This is a genomic window from Pseudomonas sp. TYF_14 (assembly GCF_043105275.1).
GTDB classification, from domain to species: Bacteria; Pseudomonadota; Gammaproteobacteria; order Pseudomonadales; family Pseudomonadaceae; genus Aquipseudomonas; species Aquipseudomonas alloputida.
Genome location: NZ_JBICLK010000027.1, coordinates 158,989 through 180,664 on the forward strand (window position 1 = coordinate 158,989; position 21,676 = coordinate 180,664).

General features: G+C 63.4%; 19 protein-coding genes. 11 read left to right on the forward strand and 8 right to left on the reverse strand.

Annotation, left to right across the window (positions count from 1 at the left end):
- Positions 1-8 precede the first annotated feature (8 nt).
- The 5 genes from ACF8O8_RS07655 (at position 9) to ACF8O8_RS07675 (ending at position 4,505) form a co-directional block, all read left to right on the forward strand.
- On the forward strand, positions 9-1,439 hold the full coding sequence (locus ACF8O8_RS07655; protein WP_392509460.1) for a coniferyl aldehyde dehydrogenase: 1,431 nt from the start codon (positions 9-11) through the stop codon (positions 1,437-1,439).
- Positions 1,440-1,449: 10 nt separating this feature from the next.
- Positions 1,450-1,935: a hypothetical protein gene (locus ACF8O8_RS07660; RefSeq protein ID WP_020192220.1), complete on the forward strand. Its 486-nt coding sequence runs from the start codon at positions 1,450-1,452 to the stop codon at positions 1,933-1,935.
- Between the two features lie 20 nt (positions 1,936-1,955).
- On the forward strand, positions 1,956-3,554 hold the full coding sequence (locus ACF8O8_RS07665) for a GMC family oxidoreductase N-terminal domain-containing protein (protein WP_392509461.1): 1,599 nt from the start codon (positions 1,956-1,958) through the stop codon (positions 3,552-3,554).
- A 112-nt stretch (positions 3,555-3,666) separates the two neighbouring features.
- Positions 3,667-4,152 (forward strand): pantetheine-phosphate adenylyltransferase, encoded by a 486-nt coding sequence (gene coaD, locus ACF8O8_RS07670; RefSeq protein ID WP_010955660.1) that lies wholly within the window; start codon positions 3,667-3,669, stop codon positions 4,150-4,152.
- Between the two features lie 101 nt (positions 4,153-4,253).
- Positions 4,254-4,505: a YfhL family 4Fe-4S dicluster ferredoxin gene (locus tag ACF8O8_RS07675; protein WP_003249063.1), complete on the forward strand. Its 252-nt coding sequence runs from the start codon at positions 4,254-4,256 to the stop codon at positions 4,503-4,505.
- A 90-nt stretch (positions 4,506-4,595) separates the two neighbouring features.
- Here ACF8O8_RS07675 and mutM read toward each other — a convergent pair whose 3' ends face one another.
- Both mutM and ACF8O8_RS07685 read right to left on the reverse strand, forming a co-directional pair.
- Entirely contained in the window at positions 4,596-5,408 is an 813-nt protein-coding gene (gene mutM / locus ACF8O8_RS07680; protein WP_010955661.1) for a bifunctional DNA-formamidopyrimidine glycosylase/DNA-(apurinic or apyrimidinic site) lyase, read from the reverse strand.
- A gap of 3 nt (positions 5,409-5,411) precedes the next feature.
- The gene (locus ACF8O8_RS07685; protein ID WP_172835041.1) at positions 5,412-6,230 is read right to left on the reverse strand and encodes an HDOD domain-containing protein; all 819 of its coding nucleotides are present in this window, start codon (positions 6,228-6,230) and stop codon (positions 5,412-5,414) included.
- A gap of 175 nt (positions 6,231-6,405) precedes the next feature.
- Between ACF8O8_RS07685 and ACF8O8_RS07690 the strand changes: the two genes are divergently transcribed.
- A complete protein-coding gene (locus ACF8O8_RS07690; protein ID WP_010955663.1) occupies positions 6,406-7,602 on the forward strand; it encodes a class I SAM-dependent rRNA methyltransferase in 1,197 nt (398 codons plus the stop codon).
- A 270-nt stretch (positions 7,603-7,872) separates the two neighbouring features.
- Positions 7,873-9,714 carry a dihydroxy-acid dehydratase gene (ilvD, locus tag ACF8O8_RS07695; RefSeq protein WP_010955664.1) on the forward strand — a complete coding sequence of 614 codons (1,842 nt, stop codon included), beginning with the start codon at positions 7,873-7,875 and terminating at the stop codon, positions 9,712-9,714.
- A gap of 70 nt (positions 9,715-9,784) precedes the next feature.
- On the opposite strand, the gene ACF8O8_RS07700 is transcribed toward ilvD, so the two are convergent.
- The gene (locus ACF8O8_RS07700) at positions 9,785-10,675 is read right to left on the reverse strand and encodes a LysR family transcriptional regulator (RefSeq protein ID WP_392509462.1); all 891 of its coding nucleotides are present in this window, start codon (positions 10,673-10,675) and stop codon (positions 9,785-9,787) included.
- Between the two features lie 102 nt (positions 10,676-10,777).
- Between ACF8O8_RS07700 and ACF8O8_RS07705 the strand changes: the two genes are divergently transcribed.
- A complete protein-coding gene (locus ACF8O8_RS07705) occupies positions 10,778-11,446 on the forward strand; it encodes an FMN-dependent NADH-azoreductase (protein WP_392509463.1) in 669 nt (222 codons plus the stop codon).
- Positions 11,447-11,454: 8 nt separating this feature from the next.
- Here the strand turns inward: ACF8O8_RS07705 and ACF8O8_RS07710 are convergent, their stop codons facing one another.
- Entirely contained in the window at positions 11,455-12,510 is a 1,056-nt protein-coding gene (locus tag ACF8O8_RS07710; protein ID WP_021783642.1) for a phosphorylcholine phosphatase, read from the reverse strand.
- Positions 12,511-12,754: 244 nt separating this feature from the next.
- On the opposite strand from ACF8O8_RS07710, the gene ACF8O8_RS07715 reads away from it, so the two are divergent.
- Positions 12,755-14,146 carry an L-cystine transporter gene (locus tag ACF8O8_RS07715; RefSeq protein WP_392509464.1) on the forward strand — a complete coding sequence of 464 codons (1,392 nt, stop codon included), beginning with the start codon at positions 12,755-12,757 and terminating at the stop codon, positions 14,144-14,146.
- A gap of 131 nt (positions 14,147-14,277) precedes the next feature.
- Here ACF8O8_RS07715 and ACF8O8_RS07720 read toward each other — a convergent pair whose 3' ends face one another.
- Positions 14,278-14,793: a dihydrofolate reductase gene (locus tag ACF8O8_RS07720; RefSeq protein WP_392509465.1), complete on the reverse strand. Its 516-nt coding sequence runs from the start codon at positions 14,791-14,793 to the stop codon at positions 14,278-14,280.
- A 54-nt stretch (positions 14,794-14,847) separates the two neighbouring features.
- Between ACF8O8_RS07720 and ACF8O8_RS07725 the strand changes: the two genes are divergently transcribed.
- Positions 14,848-16,239, forward strand: coding sequence for a DUF2868 domain-containing protein (locus ACF8O8_RS07725; protein WP_392509466.1), 1,392 nt, complete (start codon positions 14,848-14,850; stop codon positions 16,237-16,239).
- On the forward strand, positions 16,232-17,596 hold the full coding sequence (locus ACF8O8_RS07730; RefSeq protein WP_392509467.1) for a GTPase/DUF3482 domain-containing protein: 1,365 nt from the start codon (positions 16,232-16,234) through the stop codon (positions 17,594-17,596). The genes ACF8O8_RS07725 and ACF8O8_RS07730 overlap by 8 nt, the downstream gene beginning before the upstream one ends.
- 137 nt (positions 17,597-17,733) lie before the next feature.
- Here the strand turns inward: ACF8O8_RS07730 and ACF8O8_RS07735 are convergent, their stop codons facing one another.
- From ACF8O8_RS07735 to ACF8O8_RS07745, 3 genes are read right to left on the reverse strand one after another with little or no spacing between them, the layout of a single operon-like run.
- On the reverse strand, positions 17,734-18,759 hold the full coding sequence (locus tag ACF8O8_RS07735) for a putative 2-aminoethylphosphonate ABC transporter substrate-binding protein (RefSeq protein ID WP_010955671.1): 1,026 nt from the start codon (positions 18,757-18,759) through the stop codon (positions 17,734-17,736).
- 18 nt (positions 18,760-18,777) lie between these two features.
- On the reverse strand, positions 18,778-20,502 hold the full coding sequence (locus ACF8O8_RS07740; RefSeq protein ID WP_392509468.1) for a putative 2-aminoethylphosphonate ABC transporter permease subunit: 1,725 nt from the start codon (positions 20,500-20,502) through the stop codon (positions 18,778-18,780).
- Between the two features lies 1 nt (position 20,503).
- A complete protein-coding gene (locus ACF8O8_RS07745) occupies positions 20,504-21,562 on the reverse strand; it encodes a putative 2-aminoethylphosphonate ABC transporter ATP-binding protein (protein ID WP_392509469.1) in 1,059 nt (352 codons plus the stop codon).
- Between the last annotated feature and the right edge of the window lie 114 nt (positions 21,563-21,676).

The following is a 21,676-nucleotide window of genomic DNA, read 5'->3' on the forward strand; positions in this document are numbered from 1 at the left end:
ACATCACCATGAACTCGCCCAGTGCCTTGCCCCCTGTGCAATTCGACCTCGATCTCGCGACGACGTTCGCGGCCCAGCGCCTGGCCTTTGCCGGTAACCCGCTGCCACCAGCGGCGCAGCGGCGCCAGTGGCTGAAGAGCCTGCGTGAAGCCTTGCTGAGCAGCCAGGCAGAACTGATCGAAGCCATCAGCCAGGATTTTGCCGGGCGCAGCGCCGACGAGACCTTGCTGGCCGAACTGCTACCGTCGGTGCAAGGCCTGCGCCACGCCGAAAAGCACTTGCAACGCTGGATGCGCAGCCGCCGACGCCGCGTCGGCCTGGCGTTCCAGCCGGCCAGCGCACAGGTGCGCTATCAACCCTTGGGCGTGGTTGGCATCATCGTGCCGTGGAACTACCCGTTGTTCCTCGCCATCGGCCCGTTGACCTGCGCCCTGGCCGCCGGCAACCGGGTCATGCTCAAGCTTAGCGAGGCCACGCCCGCGACTGGCCTGGCCCTGCAGCAACTGCTCGAGCGTGTGTTCCCCACAGACCTGGTCAGCGTTGTGCTCGGTGAGGTCGAGGTGGGCCAGGCCTTCGCCCGCCTGCCCTTCGACCACCTGCTGTTCACCGGTGCCACCAGCGTGGGCCGCCAGGTGATGCAGGCTGCCGCACACAACCTGACCCCGGTCACCCTGGAGCTGGGTGGCAAATCCCCCTCTATTGTTTCTGAGGATGTGCCGCTGGACAGCGCCGCCGAGCGCATCGCCTTCGGCAAGACCCTAAACGCTGGCCAGACCTGCGTCGCCCCCGACTACGTACTGGTGCCGCGCGAACGGCTGCCGGCCTTCAGCGACGCCTACCAGCGCGCCGTGCACCGACTGTACCCGCGCATCGCCGACAACCCCGACTACACCGCCATCATCAACCCGCGCCAGTTGCAGCGCTTGCAGCACCTGCTGGACGATGCCCGCGCCAAAGGCGCGCAAGTAATCGACTTGTACCCAGGCGAAGCCCCGCAGGGCCGGCGCCTGCCGCCACACCTGCTGCTGGACGTGAACGACAGCATGCAGGTGATGCAGGACGAAATCTTCGGCCCGCTATTGCCGTTAGTGCCTTATGACGGCCTCGACCAGGCCTTGGCCTACATCAATCAGCGCCCACGCCCACTGGCGCTGTACTTCTTTGGCTATGACCGCCACACCCAGGAGCATGTGCTGCGTCACACCCACTCCGGCGGTGTGTGCCTGAACGATACCTTGCTGCATGTCGCCCAGGACGATCTGCCCTTCGGCGGCATCGGCCCTTCAGGCATGGGCCACTACCATGGTCATGACGGTTTCCTCACCTTCAGCAAGGCCAAGGCGGTACTTGCCAAGCAACGCTTCAACGCCGCACGGCTGATCTACCCGCCTTATGGCAAAGCCTTGCAACGCCTGGTCTACAAACTGTTCATCCGCTGAGGGCCGCGCCATGCACCGCCGCGACCTGCTGCGTTTCAGCCTCGGCGCCAGTGCTTTTCTGGCGGGTGCCAGCCTGGTGGGGTGCAGCGTGCAAACCGCCGCGACCGGCTATCAGGTACTTCGTGACGACGACCTGCCCCTGCTGCGTGCGCTGATCCCGGTGGTCCTGGCCGGTACACAGGCCACCGATGCGCCGGTGTTGCGCAGCCTCGACAACAAGCTGGCGGCGTTGTCGCCGGAAATGCTCAAGCTCACCCGGCAATTGTTCGACGTGCTCAGCCTGCCGCTGACTCGCGGCCCGCTGACCGGCGTCTGGGGCAGCTGGGGCCAAGCTGGCGCCACGCAGGTCACGGCGTTCCTGCAGCGTTGGCAGGACAGCTCGCTGAACCTGCTACGCATGGGGCACGCCTCGTTGCTGCAATTGCTGCAAATGGCCTGGTACGAACGCCCCGAATCCTGGGCAGGCTGCGGTTACCCGGGTCCACCGAAAATCTGAAAACAACAAGAGCATCGCCAATGCCTGTCCCCGACCCGTTTCGCCAAGGCCTTGAACGCGGCTGGATCACCCACGACGCCTCGCGCCTGGAGCACGACCTGTTTCTGGAGGCCGACATTGCCGTGATCGGCAGTGGTGCCGGCGGCGCCACCAGTGCGCAGATGCTCAGCGCTGCCGGTTTCAAGGTACTGCTGATCGAAGAAGGCCCGCTGAAGACCAGCAGCGATTTCCACCTGCTGGAGAGCGAAGCCTACGCCAGCCTGTACCAGGAAGGGCTGGGGCGCATGAGCAAGGATGGCGCCATTACCATCCTGCAGGGCCGCGCCGTGGGCGGCACCACGCTGGTGAACTGGACCTCGAGCTTTCGTACCCCGCCGCAAACCCTGGCGCACTGGGCCTCGGTCCATGGCGTGAACGGTTTGGGCGAGGATGAACTGCGCCCCTGGTTCGAGCGCATGGAGCAGGAACTGGGCATCAGCACTTGGGCCTTGCCGCCGAATGCCAACAACGATGTGCTGCGCCGGGGCTGCGAACAGCTGGGTTACCGCTGGGGGGTGATCCCGCGCAATGTGCGCGGCTGCTGGAACCTGGGCTACTGCGGCATGGGCTGCCCGGTGAATGCCAAACAATCGATGCTGGTGACCCGTATACCTGCCACCCTCGAGCAAGGCGGCGAACTGCTGTATCTGGCGCGGGCCGAGCGCTTCGCTCACAACGGCGAACGCATTCAGAGCCTGACATGCCAGGCCCTGGACGCCCAGGGCATACACCCTACCGGCAGGCAGGTCAGCGTGCAGGCACGCCATTACCTCCTGGCCGGTGGCGGTATCAACAGCCCGGCCCTGCTGCTGCGCTCTGCCGCGCCCGACCCGCATGGTCGCCTGGGCAAGCGAACCTTCCTGCACCTGGTCAACTTCAGTGCGGCACGCTTCAGCGAGCGTATCGACCCCTACCATGGCGCCCCGCAGTCGATTTACAGCGATCACTTTCAGTGGCAAGACGGCGCAGACGGTCCGGTTGGCTACAAGCTGGAAGTGCCGCCACTGCACCCGGCCCTGGCCAGCACCCTGCTGGGCGGGCACGGCCACGAGAGTGCCCAGCGCATGGCCGAGCTGCCCCATACCCATGTGATGCTGGCGCTGCTACGCGATGGTTTTCACCCCGAAAGCCAGGGCGGGGCCGTGGAACTACGCAGCGATGGTTCACCTGTGCTCGATTACCCGGTCACCGACTACCTGCGTGACGGCTTGCGGCGCGCCTACCGCAGCATGGCACACGTTCAGTTTGCCGCTGGCGCCACCCAGGTAACCCCGGTGCATAGCGACGCCAGCGCCGCCTCTAGCCTGGAACAGGCCCTGACCATGATCGACAAACTGCGCCTGGAGCCCTTCCGCACGCGCTTGGGCAGCGCCCATGTGATGGGCGGCTGCGCCCTCGGCGAAGACCCGCGCGACGCGGTGTGCGACAGCCTGGGCCGCCATCACCAGCTGGAAAACCTGTCGATTCACGACGGTTCACTGTTCCCCACCAGCATCGGCGCCAACCCGCAATTGTCGGTGTATGCCATCAGCGCCAGGCTCAGCGAAGCACTGGTCAGCCGCCTGGCACACAGCGCATGACAACGAACCTGGCCCCTGTCTATAGTGCCATCAGTCGGCCGCATGACTTGGCCGGGGCGCCGTCGCTGCGCTACCATCCGACTCCCCAACGCACTCCAGCCAGGATGACGCGATGAACCGAGTGTTGTACCCGGGTACTTTCGACCCCATTACCAAAGGCCATGGCGATCTGGTCGAGCGCGCTTCGCGGCTATTCGACCACGTGATCATCGCGGTGGCGGCCAGCCCCAAGAAAAACCCGTTGTTCCCCCTGGAACAACGGGTTGAGCTCGCCCGTGAGGTCACCAAGCACCTGCCCAATGTCGAAGTCATCGGCTTCTCTTCCCTGTTGGCGCATTTCGCCAAGGAACAGGGCGCCAACGTCTTCCTGCGTGGCCTGCGTGCGGTGTCCGACTTCGAGTACGAGTTCCAGCTGGCGAACATGAACCGGCAACTGGCCCCTGATGTCGAGAGCCTGTTCCTGACGCCGTCGGAGCGTTATTCGTTCATTTCCTCGACCCTGGTCCGGGAGATTGCAGCGCTGGGCGGTGATATCAGCAAGTTCGTCCACCCGGTGGTGGCCGACGCACTGACTGAACGCTTCAAGAAGCAAGCCTGACGCCTGATTGTCGCGCCCGCGTGCACTGCGGGCGCGAATGCGGCACAATTGTGCCCATTGCGTTGAACATGCCCGGGCTGTGAGCCCCGGCCGGAGTCCCCATGTCCCTGATCATCACCGACGATTGCATCAATTGCGACGTCTGCGAACCCGAGTGCCCGAACGAGGCTATCTCCCAAGGCGAAGAGATCTACGTGATCGACCCTAACCTGTGCACCCAGTGCGTAGGCCATTACGATGAGCCGCAGTGCCAGCAGGTCTGCCCGGTCGACTGCATCCCGCTGGATGAAGCGCACCCGGAAACCGAAGAACAGCTGATGGCCAAGTATCGCCGGATCACTGGCAAGGGCTGATCATTGCCCTTCCCTGCACGGTCCCTGTGAGAGCGGGCATGCCTGCTCCCACAGTTCAGGTTTCGCTTCAACAGGTTCGCAGCGAACGTTTCATCGTTGGCAGCGCGGGCAGTACACGCTCGCCCTCTGCCCCAGCTTCACTTCGCGCAACTCAGTGCCGCATACCTTGCACGGCTGCCCGCCACGCCCGTACACAAACAGTTCCTGCTGGAAGTACCCCGGCTGCCCGTCGCCACCGATAAAGTCGCGCAGGGTGGTACCGCCCTGCTCGATGGCCGCCGCCAGCACCCGTTTGATCTCGATCGCCAGTTTCAGGTAGCGCGCCCGGGAAATCCCGCCCGCCTCTCGGCGTGGGTCGATACCGGCGGCAAACAACGCCTCGGTGGCGTAGATGTTGCCCACCCCTACCACCACCGCGTTGTCCATGATGAACGGCTTGACCGCCATCGACCGCCCGCGGGACAGCTGGAACAGCCGTTCACCATCGAACAGGTCCGTCAGCGGCTCAGGCCCCAGGCGCAGCAGTAACTCATGGTTCAGAGGGTCCAGGCTCCACAGCATGGCACCAAAGCGGCGAGGGTCGGTGTAGCGCAGCATCAGCCCGGACTCCAGCTCAATGTCGACATGCTCATGCTTGGCCGCCGGCAAGCCCAGCTCGACCAGCCGCAGGTTGCCCGACATGCCCAAGTGGCTGATCAGCGTACCCACTTCGGCATTGATCAACAGGTACTTGGCGCGTCGCTCCACGCTGACGATGCGCTGCCCCGACAGGCGCACATCGAGGTCTTCCGGGATCGGCCAGCGCAGCCGCCGGTCGCGAACCACCACACGGCTGACCCGCTGGCCTTCCAGGTGTGGCGCAATACCGCGTCGGGTGGTTTCTACTTCTGGCAATTCCGGCATGTGTCAGTGTCCGCCCAACTCGCGAATGTTCTGCTTGAGGTTTTCGAAATCGTATTCCGACAATCCAATGTAATCGAGCACCAAGGGGCCCACCACATTCCATTCGTGGTCCACCGCCTGGTTGCCCAGCACCCGGTAGGACGCGCAGATATGCTCAGCCATCTTCAGCACCGCCAGCAGGTTTTTCAGCTGGCTCTGGGTATTGCGCGAGGTATCGTCGCGGAACACGGCCAAGGCATTGTGGTGGTTGGCGATGGCCGCACTGAGGTGCTCGGGCAAGCGCCAGGATTTGGCTGTGAAGTAGCCGACCACTGAATGGTTGGTGTTGAACGTGCGGTTTTCGGTATCGACCACGCGTGTTTCTTCGTCGGCCTTGGCGTATGCCTCTTCCAGCACGTCCATGTAATCGGGGAAGCGCTTGAGCATCAACGGCACGCCACAGTCATGGAAGAGGCCAAGGGTATAGGCCTCGTCCGCCGCCTGTATGCCGGTACGCTTGGCCAGCGTCAGGCAGGTCATCGCGACGTCCTGGGCGGTATCCCAGAAGCGGTTGAGGGTAACGATGGTCTCGTCACTCATCTCGCCCTTGATCGACTGGGCGTTGATCAGGTTGATGATCGAACGGCTACCCAGCAGGTTCACCGCACGCTGGATCGAACCGATCTTGTTCGACAAGCCGAAGTGCGGAGAGTTGACCAGCTTGAGCAAGGCGCCAGAGAGGCCCGGGTCCTGGGAAATCAGCTTGGCGATGGTTTCCAGGTCTGGGTCAGGCATGTACTGCTCGAACTGCAGATCGACCATGATCTGCGGTTGAGGCGGGATGGTGATGCCTTGCAAGGCTTGCTGGATCTGTTCGGCGCTGAGTTCTTGGGACATACGTGCACACTCGTTTAGGACGCGGCATTTTAACCCTCTAAGCGCTCCCAGTTACCACACCTCTAAAGGCGAAAGCACAGCAGACACGCTATAATCCCGCTCTTTTTCCCGGAGCGACGTCATGTCCCTGCCCAGCCTTCGCCTCAAAGCCAATGCCGACCGCCGCCTGCGCGCCGGCCACCTGTGGGTCTACAGCAACGAAGTCGATGTCAGCGCGACCCCTTTGCAAGGCTTCCAGGCGGGCCAGCAGGCCATTCTCGAGGCAGCCAACGGCAAGCCGCTGGGCATCGTCGCGCTGAGTCCGAACAACCTGATCTGCGCCCGCCTGCTGTCACGCGACATCAAGCTGCCGCTGGACAAGTCGCTGCTGGTACACCGCCTGAACGTCGCCCTGTCGCTGCGCGAGCGCCTGTTCGAGCAGCCGTGCTACCGCCTGGTCTACGGTGACTCCGACCTGCTCCCAGGCCTGGTGGTCGACCGTTTCTTCGATATCCTCGTGGTGCAGTTGGCCTCGGCCACCATGGAAGCGCACAAGGATGACGTGATCGCCGCACTGGTGCAGGTGCTCAAGCCCAGCGGCATCCTGTTCAAGAACGATTCGGCCGCGCGCGACGCCGAAGGCCTGCAGCGCTATGTCGAGACCGTCTACGGCGAAGTGCCGGACTGGGTGCCGCTGGAAGAGAACGGCGTCAAGTTCGAAGCTCCGGTGCGCGAAGGCCAGAAGACGGGCTGGTTCTACGACCACCGCATGAACCGCGCCCGCCTGGCACCGTACGTGAAGGGCAAGCGTGTACTCGACCTGTTCAGCTACATCGGCGGCTGGGGCGTGCAGGCCGGTGCCTTCGGCGCCAGCGAAGTGTTCTGCGTCGATGCCTCGGGCTTTGCCCTGGACGGCGTGGAGCGTAACGCTGCACTGAACGGCATCAGCGAGAAGCTGACCTGCATCGAAGGCGACGTGTTCGAAGCCCTGCGAGAGCTCAAGGCGGCCGAAGAACGCTTCGACGTGATCATTGCCGACCCACCTGCCTTCATCAAGCGCAAGAAGGACCTGAAAAACGGCGAAGCGGCCTACCGCCGCCTGAACGAACAGGCCATGCGCATGTTGAACAAAGACGGCATCCTCGTCAGCGCCTCGTGCTCGATGCACCTGCCCGAGGACGACCTGAACAACATCCTGCTGACCAGTGCCCGCCACCTGGACCGCAACATGCAGCTGCTCGAGCGAGGCGGTCAGGGCCCGGATCACCCGGTACACCCGGCCATCGCCGAAACCCGCTACATCAAAAGCATCACCTGCCGGTTACTGCCAAACAGCTGATATCTGCCAAAAAGGGCCGCCCAGCGGCCCTTTCCTGCCGCAATCCCCCCGCCAACCATCCACATCTGCATTCCCTCACCGCGCCAGCGGTGTAGAATCGGCCTATTCATCGCCAGTCATCCCCGGCGGGTTTATGAGCTCTGGTCAAGCACGCGGCGATCCCGCGCGGTCTTGGCCCCATCCGTGCCAGTGGCAACCGGCCTGCGGCGCAAAGGACAAGAGAAGCTCACTCCCCTATTTGTGACCTGATTAAGCCGCCAGGAGTGTTTCATGCCTGATTATCGTTCCAAGACTTCCACCCAAGGCCGCAACATGGCCGGCGCCCGTGCCCTGTGGCGCGCCACCGGGATGAAGGACGAAGACTTCAAGAAACCGATCATCGCCATCGCCAACTCGTTCACCCAGTTCGTCCCGGGCCATGTGCACCTGAAGGACCTGGGCCAGCTGGTGGCTCGCGAAATCGAACGCGCCGGTGGCGTGGCCAAGGAATTCAACACCATCGCGGTCGATGACGGCATCGCCATGGGCCACGACGGCATGCTGTACTCGCTGCCAAGCCGCGAAATCATTGCCGACGCCGTGGAATACATGGTCAATGCGCACTGCGCCGACGCCATCGTCTGTATCTCCAACTGCGACAAGATCACCCCCGGCATGCTGATGGCCGCCCTGCGCCTGAACATCCCGGTGATCTTCGTTTCCGGCGGCCCGATGGAAGCCGGCAAGACCAAGCTGGCCAGCCACGGCCTGGACCTGGTCGATGCCATGGTCATCGCGGCCGACTCCACGGCCTCCGACGAGAAAGTCGCCGAATACGAGCGCAGCGCCTGCCCGACCTGTGGTTCGTGCTCCGGCATGTTCACCGCCAACTCGATGAACTGCCTGACCGAAGCCCTGGGCCTGGCCCTGCCGGGCAACGGTTCGACCCTGGCCACCCACTCCGACCGCGAGCAGCTGTTCCTCACGGCCGGCCGTACCATCGTCGAGCTGTGCAAGCGCTACTACGGCGAGAATGACGAGTCGGTCCTGCCACGCAGCATCGCCAACTTCAAAGCGTTCGAAAACGCCATGATGCTGGACATCGCCATGGGCGGCTCGACCAACACCATCCTGCACCTGCTGGCAGCAGCACAGGAAGGCGAAGTGGCGTTCGACCTGCGCGACATCGACCGCCTGTCACGCAAAGTGCCGCAGCTGTGCAAAGTGGCGCCGAACATCCAGAAGTACCACATGGAAGACGTCCACCGCGCCGGCGGCATCTTCAGCATCCTCGGTTCGCTGGCCCGTGGCGGCCTGCTGCACACCGACCTGCCGACCGTGCACAGCCGCAGCATGGAAGAAGCCATCGCCAAATGGGACATCACCCAGACCGATGACGAAGCTGTGCACACCTTCTTCAAGGCTGGCCCTGCCGGTATCCCGACCCAGACCGCATTCAGCCAGTCGACCCGTTGGGAAACCCTCGACGACGACCGTGAAAACGGCTGTATCCGCAGCTTTGAACACGCCTACTCGCAAGAGGGCGGCCTGGCCGTGCTGTACGGCAACATCGCACTGGATGGCTGCGTGGTCAAAACCGCCGGTGTCGACGAATCGATCCACGTGTTCGAGGGCACCGCGAAGATCTTCGAAAGCCAGGACAGCGCCGTGCGCGGCATCCTCGCCGACGAGGTGAAAGCCGGCGACATCGTCATCATCCGCTACGAAGGCCCGAAAGGCGGCCCGGGCATGCAAGAGATGCTGTACCCGACCTCGTACCTCAAGTCCAAAGGCCTGGGCAAGGCCTGCGCCCTGCTCACCGACGGTCGCTTCTCGGGCGGTACCTCGGGCCTGTCGATCGGCCACGCCTCGCCAGAGGCCGCGGCGGGCGGCGCCATCGGCCTGGTGCGCGACGGCGACAAGGTACTGATCGACATCCCTAACCGCTCGATCAACCTGCTGGTCAGCGATGAAGAGCTGGCGCAACGCCGTGTCGAGCAGGACAAGAAGGGCTGGAAGCCAGCCGAGGTCCGTCCACGCAAGGTAACCACCGCGCTCAAGGCCTATGCCCTGCTGGCCACCAGTGCCGACAAAGGCGCAGTGCGTAACAAGGCAATGCTCGAAGGGCTGTAAGGGCTTTTCTGGCATTTGCACAACCGGCGTCTCGTACGCCGGTTTTTTTTGCCTGTGGATAAAGGCCGGATCAAAGCTCTCCCTTCGCGACACATTGGCGTAATTGCGCCAGCAGCAGGGCAGCCGAGCGCTTCGGTGTCGCCGCCGACGTCAGCACGAACTGCGCTTGAGGCAAGGCTGGCAACGTCGACACCTCCACCAGGCCGGCAGCCAGAGCAGACGATCGCGTGACAGGCGTTACCCCAAGCCCGCCACTTACGGCGGTCATCAGCCCGCCGACACTTGGGCTCTGGCAAACGATGCGCCATTGCCGCCCGGCGCGTACCAAGGCCTCGATAGCTGCGGCCCGATAAGGGCATTGATCAGAAAATACCGCCAAGGGCACAGGCGTGGTGACCTCATCGCTGCCCAGCGCAATCGGCCCTCTCGCCCACACCAATGGCTCGGACCAAAGCACCTCGCCCCGTTCTTCATCGCTGCAGCGGCTGCCCAATACGATATCCAGCCCACCCGAGTGGACGAGCGAGAGCAACTCCCCAGTCAGGCCGACGGTCAGGGACACCTCTGCATCGGGATGTGCCACCGAAAAACGACGCATGCAGTCGATGATCGGGGCTTTCACCATTTCCTCGCTCAACCCCACGTACACCGTGCCTGACACCCGCCGCCCTGCTCCAAGGCTTGCGCGGGCATCATCGTGCAACGCCAGGATGGTGCGGGCATAGCCTGCCAACCGAGCGCCTGCGGGTGTCAGGCTGACCGAACGGGTCGTACGCTCCAGCAATTTTTGTCCAGCTTCGCGTTCAAGCCGCCGAATATGAGCGCTGATCGCCGACTGCGTTAGGTGCAGCCTGTGCGCAGCGCGGGTGAAACCACCGGTGTCGGCAACGGCAATCAAGCTCCGCAAAAGCACAGTATCGAACACAGATTCATCACCTATCTCACTCAATCTCGTGAGCATACGTCATTTCTATAATGAATCGCCCTGAATCAGACTGTGCGCCGAACGCCTGGGCGGTGAAGCGTCAGGCAAGGCTCATCAACACTACCTGGGAGAAGCCCCGTGGTTGAACGTATCTTGTATGTCTGCGCCTCACCCAGAGGAGAGCGGTCCGTTTCCGCTCAGATTACCGACGTGTTCCTGGCGGCATTGGCCGAGCGCAAAGCGGTGGAAATCGATCACTTGAATCCTTGGGAATGTGAGCTGCCTGAGGTAGATGGCGCCTTGCTCGCGGCGAAGTACGCGGGGCTTGCCGATGCCCCGCTGTCAACCGCACAGGCCGCTGCATGGGATCGGATCAAGACCCTCGCTCAACGGTTCCACCGGGCGGATACCTTGGTGTTCAGCGTACCGCTGTGGAATTTCGGTATTCCGTACAAGCTCAAGCACCTGATCGACGCAATTTCGCACAAAGATGTGCTGTTCACCCTCGATGAACACGGGTTGAACGGCATGCTTGGCGGGCGTCGAGCGGTTGCCATCTACACCCGTGGTTTGGGCTACGGGCCCGCCTCACAGACACCCGACCAGTATTTTGGCCTGGAAAAAACCTTCATCGACACATGGTTTCGCTTCGTTGGGATTAACCAGGCGCACAGTGTAGTGGTCGAACAGACCCTAGGCCCTGAGGGCGCCAGGATCCGTGAACGTGCCATTGAACAAGTGACCCTGTTGGCGAAGAACATTGACCAGAAAGCGGCCCAGACCCTCATTGTGGGCCGCGATGGTTGATATTCCCGTTACTGGATCTGCTCCGGCGTGACGATCACCCAGTTCTTGTCTGCCGTCACCGGCAACCCTTCCTTGGCCTGCGCCGCCGCATTCTTGGCAATCATCCCGTTGAGCTGGTCCATGTACTTGGCCTTGCGGTTTATCCACAGGTGGATACCGCCTTTGCCCACATCCACCCCGTGGAACTGCATGTAGCCATCGCTGGTCGGCGTGTCGCCGCCCACCAGCACCGGTTTCTTCCACTCATCGATGTAGGTAAGGATCGCCGCCTGCTTGCCCGCCATCCAGGTGGCCGGGGTCCACAGGTAAGGGGTCAGCTCCAGGCCCTCGTTAGCCTTGGCATCGTAGTGCCCGGCGCTGATCTGCTTGCGCGCAGTGGTCAGCTGTCCGCTGGCGCGGTCCTTGAGCAGCAGGCTCACGCCAATCACGTTCTGGGGCTTCACGTTGTATCCATACTTGGGGTCCGAGGCGACCATGCGCACCAGCTCTTCGGAGGCCGCCGAAACCACATAGACCTCGATGCCATTCTCCATCAGCTTGTTGTACAGCTCGGCCTGGCCCTTGAAGACCTTGGGCGGCTGAACCTCGATGGCCTTGACCTGGTCGCCTTCGTAATAGGTGCTGGGGATCGGCTTGGTCGAAGCCATCAGCTCATCCACCTGCGCCTTCAGCTGCTTGAGGGTAAAGCCGGAGAACACCTGGGCTACCCACGGGTAGCAGACCATGTCATCGATTTCACACAGCCGGTAGTAGTAACTGAACAGGCTTTCCTTGTGCTCGGCAGTGTCCTTGAACGGCATCAGCTTCAACGAAGGGTCGAGCTTGTCGCGGCTTAGCAGCCCCTTGTTTTCCATGAACGGAAGCAAGGCTTCTTCCAGGTCATAGCGGTAACTGGTGTTGTCCATGTCAAACACCGCGTAGTTACCCTTGTTGGCATTGGCGGCGATCATGCTGTCGAGCTGTTTGGCCGCGTCGGCGGGCCAGTGTTTGAGCTCCGTGGCGAAGGTTTCGATACTGAACAGCAGGGACAGGCCGATGGCGGCGGCTTTCACAGCGACTTTCATGTACGAATCTCCTGAAATGACCCAGAAACGCTAGTGCAACAATCCCCACTGCAAGCCCCCGATAACGACCTCCAGGCAGCTGCAAACGCCTTGTTCATTGCAATCTGCGACATCCCGTTATTCCATAAACGACTATGGAAATTCCATTTAGGTATAAATTCGTTTGTTTTCAGGCTGTTAGCATTTCCGTTCGCAATCGCTCACAGAGGCGATGCCACTTCTGCTTTTTTCTGCTGGAGCTTCAATGAACCTGCCGCTGTCACTCAACCTGCTGGCATTCCTGGCCCTGTTGCTGGGTCTGGCACAAACCCGCCGCACCGACTGGAGCCTGGCCAAGAAGGTACTGCTTGGCCTGGTGCTGGGCGTGGTCTTCGGCCTTGTGCTGCACACGATCTATGGCGCTGGCCACCCCGTGCTCAAGGCAACCATCGCCTGGCTCGACCTGGTCGGCAACGGCTATGTCGGCCTGTTGCAGATGATTGTCATGCCGCTGATCTTCGCCTCGATCCTCAGTGCCGTGGCACGTTTGCACAATGCCTCTTCACTGGGCCGCATCAGCGTGCTGAGCATCGGCACCCTGCTGCTGACCACGGCCATTGCCGCCCTGATCGGCATTGTGTTGACCAACCTGTTCGGCCTCAGTGCCGAGGGCCTGGTGGCCGGCGCCCAGGAAAGCGCACGCATGCAGGTTATCCACAGTGACTACGCGGGCAAGGTCGCCGACCTCAACATCCCGCAACTGCTGCTGTCGTTCATCCCCAGCAACCCGATAGGCGACCTGGCGCGGGCCAAGCCGACCTCGATCATCAGCGTGGTGATCTTTGCCGTGTTCCTCGGCCTGGCCGCGCTCCAGTTGATCAAGGACGACGCCGAGAAGGGCGAGCGCGCCCTGTCGGCCATCGACACCCTGCAGGCCTGGGTAATGCGCCTGGTGCGGGTCGTGATGAAGCTGACCCCCTATGGCGTGCTGGCGTTGATGACCAAAGTAGTGGCCAGTTCCAACACGGAGGACATCCTCAAGCTGGGCAGCTTCGTGGTGGTGTCGTACCTGGGCCTGGGGTTGATGTTCGTGGTGCACGGCATCATCCTCGCCGCCACCGGCGTGAGCCCGCTGCGCTTCTTCCGCAAGGTGTGGCCGGTGCTGACCTTCGCCTTCACCAGCCGCTCCAGCGCCGCCAGCATTCCGCTGAACATCGAGGCACAAACCCGCCGTCTGGGCGTGCCGCAATCGATCGCCAGCTTCAGCGCATCGTTCGGCACCACCATTGGCCAGAACGGCTGCGCCGGGCTCTATCCAGCCATGCTGGCGGTGATGGTCGCGCCAGCAGTAGGCATCGACACCTTCGACCCGCTGTGGATCGCCACCCTGGTGGCCATCGTCACGCTGAGCTCTGCAGGGGTTGCCGGCGTGGGCGGCGGTGCCACCTTTGCCGCGCTGATCGTGCTGCCAGCCATGGGCTTGCCGGTGGAACTGGTGGCGTTGCTGATTTCGGTGGAACCGCTGATCGACATGGGCCGTACGGCGTTGAACGTGAACGGTTCGATGACGGCGGGCGTTGTCACCAGCCAGCTGTTGAAAGAGACTGACAAGGAAGTGCTGGCCGGTGATGAACATGCCGATCTGAGCCACACCTGACAGATCGCCGGGGCGCATTGCGCCCCTTTCGCGACAAGGCCGCTCGTGTCTTGCTCAAAACCTCAACCCCCTGCGCCCCCCCGTAGGAGCGGGTTCACCCGCGAAGGGCTGCAAAGCAGCCCCCAACAATCTCACCCCTTATCCCAAACCTCGAAGTGATACACCGGCTTACCTTCCTCAGCCTGTGCCTCGCTAGAAGTCAGCCTCCACTGCCCTTCATCAAACGCCGGGAACCACGCATCCCCCTCTGGCGCCAACTCAACCCGCGTCAGGTACATGCGGCTGACCAGCCCCTTCTCCAGCGCCTGCCCATACAGCTGCGCCCCACCAATCAACATCAGCTCACCGATGCCCTGCTCGCGCGCCCACTGCTCGGCCCGCACCAACGCCTGTTCAAGCGAAGCGAACACTTCGGCACCTGCAAGTTCAAGCCCCGGCTGGCGGCTGACCACGATGTTCAGCCGCCCAGGCAGCGGCCGCCCCAGCGAGTCCCAGGTCTTGCGCCCCATGATGATCGGCTTGCCCAGGGTGGTGGCCTTGAAGTACTTGAAGTCCCCCGGCAAATGCCAGGGCATGGAGTTGTCGATGCCGATCACGCGGTTCTCGGCATAAGCCGCGATCAGGCTGAGGGGGAGTGATGTATTCATGCCGGCGAGGATAGCACCGGGCGTGTGGGTTATGCTTCTGCCTTGACCTGTGCAATGGAAGACCTTGTGACTGCACCCACGCCACTGGACAAGCGCTGGCTCACCGAAGCGGTACGCCTGCGCGAAGAACATGCCGGCCCGCTGGAAGACCAGGAAGCCAACCGCCACGCCCGCCAGCTAGGTGGCGACCTGGCCACGCGCATCGAAACGCGTGCGCTGTTCCTGGCCGAGCGCGATGACATGACCGGCGCCCTGCGCCATTGGAAGCAGGGCGCGCGCCTGGCGCTGCTGGCCTTGTTGCTGATGGCCATGCTCAGCGGCACGGGCCTGGGGCTGGCCGCCCTCGGTGACGGGCAGCGCCCGGTGAATGTGTTCTGGGCGCTGGGCAGCCTGCTCGGGCTGAACCTGCTGATGCTACTTGGCTGGGGCATGGGTTTTGCCCTGAGCGGCGAGCATGGCGCAGGGCTGGGCCGCTTGTGGCTGTGGCTAAGCGAACGCTTTGCCCGCGATGCCAAGGCCGCGCACCTGGCGCCAGCGCTGCTGGTGCTGCTGCAACGTCAACGCCTCAACCGGTGGCTGCTCGGCCTGTTGGTACACGGCCTGTGGCTGCTGGCGATGCTCACCGCGCTGGGCATGCTACTGGTCTTGCTGGCGACCCGGCGCTATGGCTTTGTCTGGGAAACCACCTTGCTCGCCGCCGACCCGTTCATTCACCTGACCCAAGCACTGGGCGCCCTCCCGTCGTTGCTGGGCTTCGCCGTGCCCGACGAAGCCATGATCCGCGCCAGCGGCGACAGCCTGCCAGCCCTGGACGTGGCCCGCCAGGCCTGGGCCAGCTGGCTGCTCGGCGTGGTGCTGGTATACGGCCTGCTGCCCCGCCTGCTGCTGGCCGGGCTATGCCTGTGGCGCTGGCGCCAGGGCCGTGAACGCCTGACGCTGGACCTGGGCCTGCCCGGCTACGCGCAACTGCGCGAGGCACTGATGCCGCGCAGCGAGCGCATCGGCGTGCAGGATGCTGCCCCGCAAGCCTTGCCACAGTTTGCCGCCGGGCAGCTGGAAAGCGGCAGCAGCGGTGCCCTGCTGGTGGGCCTGGAGCTGGACGACCAGCGCCCTTGGCCACCGGCCCTGCCCAAAAGCGTGACCGATGCCGGCGTGCTCGACAGCCGCGAATCACGCAACCGGCTGTTGGAGCAGCTCAGCCGCTTCCCACCGGCACGCCTGGCCATCGCCTGCGACCCACGCCGCTCGCCCGACCGCGGCAGCTTGGCGCTGCTCGCCGAACTGGCGCGCAATGCCGGCGCAACCCGTATCTGGCTGCTGCAGGCTGCACCGGGCCAGCCCCTCGATGCCGAGCGCCTGGGCGATTGGCACGAAGCCCTTGACCGCCTTGGCCTGCAACATGCCGACACCTCACCGCTGACCTGGCTGGAGCATGGCCATGACTGAGCCACTGAAACTGGCCGTGGTCGGCCATACCAATGTTGGCAAAACCTCGCTACTGCGCACCCTGACCCGCGACGTCGGTTTTGGCGAAGTGTCCCACCGCCCCAGCACTACTCGCCATGTGGAAGGTGCACGGCTGTCCGTGGACGGTGAACCCTTGCTGGAGCTGTACGACACGCCCGGCCTGGAAGATGCCATTGCCCTGCTCGACTACCTTGAACGTCTGGAGCGCCCGGGCGAGCGCCTGGACGGCCCGGCCCGGCTGGAGCGCTTTCTGCAGGGCAGCGAAGCGCGCCAACGTTTCGAGCAGGAGGCCAAGGTATTGCGCCAACTGCTGGCCAGCAACGCCGGGCTGTATGTGATTGATGCGCGCGAGCCGGTGCTGGCCAAGTACCGCGACGAACTGGAAGTACTGGCCAACTGCGGCAAGCCGTTGCTGCCGGTGCTCAACTTCGTCGCCAGCAGCCAGCACCGTGAGCCGGAATGGCGTGAAGCCCTTGCCCGGCTTGGGCTTCACGCATTGGTACGGTTCGACAGCGTGGCCCCGCCAGAGGATGGTGAGCGCCGTTTGTACGAAAGCCTGGCGCTGCTGCTGGAAAACGCCCGCCCGGCGCTGCAACGGCTGATCGACGACCAGCAGGCACAGCGTTTGGCACGCCGGCACAGCGGCAAGCGCCTGATCGCCGAACTGCTGCTCGATTGCGCTGCATGCCGGCGCAGTGTCGAGGCCGAACCAGCGGCAGAAGCTCGGGCCATCGAAGCGCTGCGCCAGGACATACGCCAACGAGAACAACGCTGCGTCGAAGCCTTGCTCAAGCTGTATGCCTTCCGCCGCGAGGACGCCCATGCCAGCGACCTGCCGTTGCTGGATGGCCGCTGGGGCGATGATTTGTTCAATCCAGAGACGTTGAAACTGCTGGGCGTGCGCCTGGGCAGTGGCGTGGCGGCGGGGGCGGTAGCGGGGGCCGGGGTCGATTTGCTGGTTGGTGGCCTTACCCTCGGCGCGGCGGCGCTGGCCGGGGCGATTGCCGGCGGTGCGCTGCAGACGGCGCGCAACTATGGTTCGCGGTTGATGGGCAAGCTCAAGGGCAAGCGCGAGCTGACCGTGGACGACACGGTATTGCGTCTGCTGGCCTTGCGTCAGCAGCAGTTGATGGTGGCGCTGGATAACCGCGGGCATGCGGCGCAAGACAGCATTCGCCTGGGTGAGCTGGATGAAAAGGCCTGGCGTGAGGGCAAGTTGCCGGAGGCGTTGGTCAAAGCGCGGGCGCACCCGCAGTGGTCCACCCTGAATCCCGGGGCCAAGATGAATCAGGCTGAGCGGCAGGAGCAGTTGGAGGCGCTGGTTTCACAGATTTGAGCCAGCAGGGTTGGCCTCTTCGCGGGTAAACCCGCTCCTACGGGCGGCCTTTGTACAACCACCGATGTGCGTCCACCACCAATCCGGCGTAGGAGCGGGTTTACCCGCGAAGAGGCCGACCCTGCAATAGTGAAGCGTTACTGCTGGGCCACCTTCTCCGACTTGCCGTCATAGCGCTTGCGCCATTCGGCCAGAATCTGGTCACGGTTTTTAGAAGCCCAGACAAAGTCGTTCTTGATCAACCGCTGCTCATAATCCGCCGGTAGCTCGGTCTGCGGCTTGGCGATGCCCGGCGCGGCCAGTACGGCGAAGTTTTCCTTGTACAGTTCCATGGCCGCCGGGCTGGCCGAGAAATCGGCTAGGCGCTTGGCCACATCGGCCTTGGGCGAGCCTTTGATCACTGCGGTTGCCTCGATCTCCCAGCCCAAACCCTCCTTTGGCAGCACGATGTCCAACGGCGCGCCTTGGCGCTTGAGCTGAACGGCCGGGTATTCGAACGAAATACCGATCGGGAACTCGCCCGCCGCCGCCAGCTTGCACGGTTTGGAGCCGGAATGAACGTACTGGCCAATGTTCTGGTGCAGCGCATCCATGTAGGCCCAGCCCTGCGGCTCGCCAAAGGTCTGCAACCAGGCACTGACATCCAGGAAGCCGGTGCCGGACGAGGCCGGGTTGGGCATGACGATCTTGCCTTTGTACTCAGGCTTGGTCAGGTCCTGCCAGCTCACCGGTTTGCTCAGGCCTTGTTTCTCGGCCTCGATGGTGTTGAAGCAAATGGTGGCGGCCCACACGTCCATGCCGACCCAGGCTGGCGGGTTGGCGGCGTCGCGATAATTGCCGGAGATCTTGCCCAGGTCCTTTGGCGCATAGGCTTCGAGCATGCCGTTCTGGTCGAGGATGGCCAGGCTCGATGCCGCCAGCCCCCACACAGCGTCAGCTTGCGGGCGCTCTTTCTCCGCCAGCAGCTTGGCGGTGATGATACCGGTGGAATCACGCACCCACTTGATCTCGATATCCGGGTTGGCTTTCTCGAAGGCCTGCTTGTAGGTTTTCAGTTGCTCGGCTTCCAGGGCGGTGTAGACCGTCAGTTGGGTATCGGCGGCCGAAGCCTGCAGGCTGAACACGGCGGAAACGGCAACGGCAAGTGCAAGGTGCTTGTGCATGGGTAGGTTCCTTACAGGTCAGACGGTCGCGGCGCGTTGGCGCCAGGCTTGGGAGCGGCGCAGCAGGCCGCGCGAGGCTGCAGCCAGCAACAGTGAGGCGCCGGCACTGGTCAGCAGGATCAAGGTGGACATGGCGGCGGCACCGCCAACGTTGCCGGCATCGTCCATGTTCAGCACGGCAACGGCAGCCAGGAGGGTGTCGGGGCTGTACAGGAAAATCGCTGCCGACACGGTGGTCATTGCCGATACGAACAGGTAGCGGATGATATCCAGCAGTGCCGGCAGGCAGATCGGCACGGTCACGCGCAGGAAGTGCCTGTACAGCGGCGCTTTCAGCGACAGCGCGGCGGCCTCGAACTCGCCGTCGAGCTGGCGCAGGGCGGTGGTCGCGGTCATCTGCGCGGTGGTCAGGTAATGGGCAATGGTGCACACCACCAGCAACCCCATGCCGCCGTACAGCACATGCAGCGGGTTGCCGTTCAGGTTGAAGAAGAATACGTAGCCCAGGCCCAGTACCAGGCCCGGCACGGCCATGGGGATGAAGCTGAGCAGGCGCAGCGCATGGTTGAGCAGGCGTTGGCCCTGGGTCTTCTCCATCAGGTAGGCACCAGTGAAGATCACGATGCTGCCGATCAGCGCGGTGCCAATGGCCATGGTCACGCTATTGCGGTAGGCCAGCCAGCCGCCACCGGCAGTGTCTTCGAACATGTAGTGGCGCAGCGACAACGACAGGTTGTAGGGCCAGAAAGTGACCAGCGAGGAGTACACCGCCATACCGATCACCACCAGCAACGCCGCGCACACCAGCAGCACAATGGTCAGGAAGCAGGCATCGCGGCCGCGTGATGGCTTGGGTTCGAACACCTGGGCACGGCCACCCATGGCCTCGCCCTGGCGTCTACGCAGCCAGGCGTCGACGGTAAAGCTGAACAGGGCCGGCAACAGCAGCACCATGCCGATCAGTGCGCCACGGCCGAACTGTTGCTGGCCCACCACCGCCTTGTAGGCTTCCAGCGCCAGCACTTGGTAGTCGCCCCCCACCACGACCGGTACACCGAAGTCTGTGATAGTCAGCGTGAATACCAGGCAAAACGCCGCGAATACCGCCTGGCGCGAGGCCGGCCAGGTGATGCTGGTGAACGCACGCCACGAGCCTGCCCCCATGCTGGAGGCCGCATCGAACAGGCGAGCATCGGCCAGTGACAGTGCCGACAGCAGAATCATCAGCGCATGCGGGAAGGTATAGATGGCCTCGCCCAGCACGATGCCCCAGAAGCCGTAGATATTGTCGCTGAGCAACCCACGCAGCAGGCCCTGGTTGCCAAACAGGTAGACCAGGGCGATCGCCGGCAGCATCGACGGTGCCAGCAATGGCAGCAGCGAAATCCCCCGCCACAGGCCCTTGGCCGGGATCAACGTGCGTTGCAGGGCAAAGGCGAACAAATAGGCCAGCGGTACCACAATGGCCGCGACAGTGAAGGCCACCGACAGGCTGTTGCCAAGCAACCAATGGAAGCTGGCGCTGGTGAACAGTTCACGGGCCGCCAGCAAGCCACCACCCTGGCCCGCTTCACCGCTGAAACCACGCCAGAAGATCGCCAGCAACGGCATCAGCACGGCCAGCACCAACAGGATCAGCAGCAGGCTCTTGCCGCCGATGACGAACAGCCGGTCACCCAGGGCGATGCCAGCACGCGGCGCGGCGTTGGCCTGGCTCAACGGCAGGGACATTGGCGCGGCCATCTCAGGCAAACACCTGCAGGCTCTGCGGCGGCAACGCCACCCAGATGTCCTGCGAACCCAGGCGCGGCATGGCCTCGGGGGCCAGTTCGGCCAGCAGGGCATGGCCTGGCAGGGCCTTGAGTTCAAAGCTCATGCGGCAGCGGTTACCGAGGAAGGTGATTTCGCGGACCATGGCCGGGAACAGGTTTTCTTCGTGCACCACCGGGTTGACCGTGATCGCTTCCGGGCGGCAGAACAGCCGGCCACTGCTGGCCTGGGCTGAACCCGGCGCCAGGCGCATGTTCATGTCGCCGACCAGGGCATGGCTGTCGCTGCTGCGCTGGAACGGCAGCCAGTTGCCCTGGCCGACGAACTCGGCCACGAACGGCGTGGCCGGGTGGTCATAGATTTCCTGCGGGGTGGCGTACTGCTCGACCTGGCCGTTGTTCATCACCGCGATGCGGTCGGCCATCAACATGGCCTCGTCCTGGTTGTGGGTAACCATCAACGTGGTGATGCCCAGTTGGCGCTGCAGCTGACGCAGTTCGGTGCACAAGTGCTCGCGCACCCGGGCGTCCAGCGCCGACATCGGCTCATCGAGCAGCAGCAGCGATGGCGACGGTGCCAGCGCGCGGGCCAGGGCCACACGTTGCTGCTGGCCACCGGAGAGCTGGCCTGGGTACTTCCTCTCGCTTCCAGACAGGCCTACCAGTTCGAGCATTTCGGCAACCCGCTGGCGGGCCTGCTCGCGACCACTGCCCGTCAGGCCATAGGCGATATTGGCTTCGACGGTAAGGTTGGGAAACAGCGCGTAGGACTGGAACAGGATGCCGTAGTCCCGCGCCTGGGGGGACAGATCGGAGATATCGCGTTCGCCGATGTACAGCGTACCGCGATCCTGGCGCTCCAGGCCGGCAATGCAACGCAGCAGCGTGGTCTTGCCACAGCCGGATGGGCCGAGCAGGCACACCAGTTCGCCCGCGGCGATGTCCAGAGAGACATCGTTGAGCGCCGTAAAGGCACCGAAGCGCTTGTGGATGTTGCGCACTTTAATCTGTGCGCCGGGGGTGGTGTGGTTCATGGCATGGCCTCATCGAAGAGATGGGGCCATGCTAGGCAGGCTGTGCGAAGGTTCTGTGGCTTTAAGGCAAAAGCCGGTGATAGTGGTATAGGTAGATTTAGTAGTGGCCTGTAC

Bases quoted from the DNA above. Each gene is read 5' to 3' on its own strand.
- ilvD (WP_010955664.1), top strand. From the start codon at position 7,873: ATGCCTGATTATCGTTCCAAGACTTCCACCCAAGGCCGCAACATGGCC.
- ACF8O8_RS07710 (WP_021783642.1), bottom strand. From the start codon at position 12,510: ATGAAAGTCGCTGTGAAAGCCGCCGCCATCGGCCTGTCCCTGCTGTTC.
- ACF8O8_RS07745 (WP_392509469.1), bottom strand. From the start codon at position 21,562: ATGAACCACACCACCCCCGGCGCACAGATTAAAGTGCGCAACATCCAC.
- ACF8O8_RS07715 (WP_392509464.1), top strand. From the start codon at position 12,755: ATGAACCTGCCGCTGTCACTCAACCTGCTGGCATTCCTGGCCCTGTTG.
- coaD (WP_010955660.1), top strand. From the start codon at position 3,667: ATGAACCGAGTGTTGTACCCGGGTACTTTCGACCCCATTACCAAAGGC.
- ACF8O8_RS07725 (WP_392509466.1), top strand. From the start codon at position 14,848: ATGGAAGACCTTGTGACTGCACCCACGCCACTGGACAAGCGCTGGCTC.
- ACF8O8_RS07735 (WP_010955671.1), bottom strand. From the start codon at position 18,759: ATGCACAAGCACCTTGCACTTGCCGTTGCCGTTTCCGCCGTGTTCAGC.
- ACF8O8_RS07665 (WP_392509461.1), top strand. From the start codon at position 1,956: ATGCCTGTCCCCGACCCGTTTCGCCAAGGCCTTGAACGCGGCTGGATC.
- ACF8O8_RS07700 (WP_392509462.1), bottom strand. From the start codon at position 10,675: ATGCTCACGAGATTGAGTGAGATAGGTGATGAATCTGTGTTCGATACT.
- ACF8O8_RS07655 (WP_392509460.1), top strand. From the start codon at position 9: ATGAACTCGCCCAGTGCCTTGCCCCCTGTGCAATTCGACCTCGATCTC.
- ACF8O8_RS07720 (WP_392509465.1), bottom strand. From the start codon at position 14,793: ATGAATACATCACTCCCCCTCAGCCTGATCGCGGCTTATGCCGAGAAC.
- ACF8O8_RS07660 (WP_020192220.1), top strand. From the start codon at position 1,450: ATGCACCGCCGCGACCTGCTGCGTTTCAGCCTCGGCGCCAGTGCTTTT.
- ACF8O8_RS07675 (WP_003249063.1), top strand. From the start codon at position 4,254: ATGTCCCTGATCATCACCGACGATTGCATCAATTGCGACGTCTGCGAA.
- ACF8O8_RS07730 (WP_392509467.1), top strand. From the start codon at position 16,232: ATGACTGAGCCACTGAAACTGGCCGTGGTCGGCCATACCAATGTTGGC.
- mutM (WP_010955661.1), bottom strand. From the start codon at position 5,408: ATGCCGGAATTGCCAGAAGTAGAAACCACCCGACGCGGTATTGCGCCA.
- ACF8O8_RS07740 (WP_392509468.1), bottom strand. From the start codon at position 20,502: ATGGCCGCGCCAATGTCCCTGCCGTTGAGCCAGGCCAACGCCGCGCCG.
- ACF8O8_RS07690 (WP_010955663.1), top strand. From the start codon at position 6,406: ATGTCCCTGCCCAGCCTTCGCCTCAAAGCCAATGCCGACCGCCGCCTG.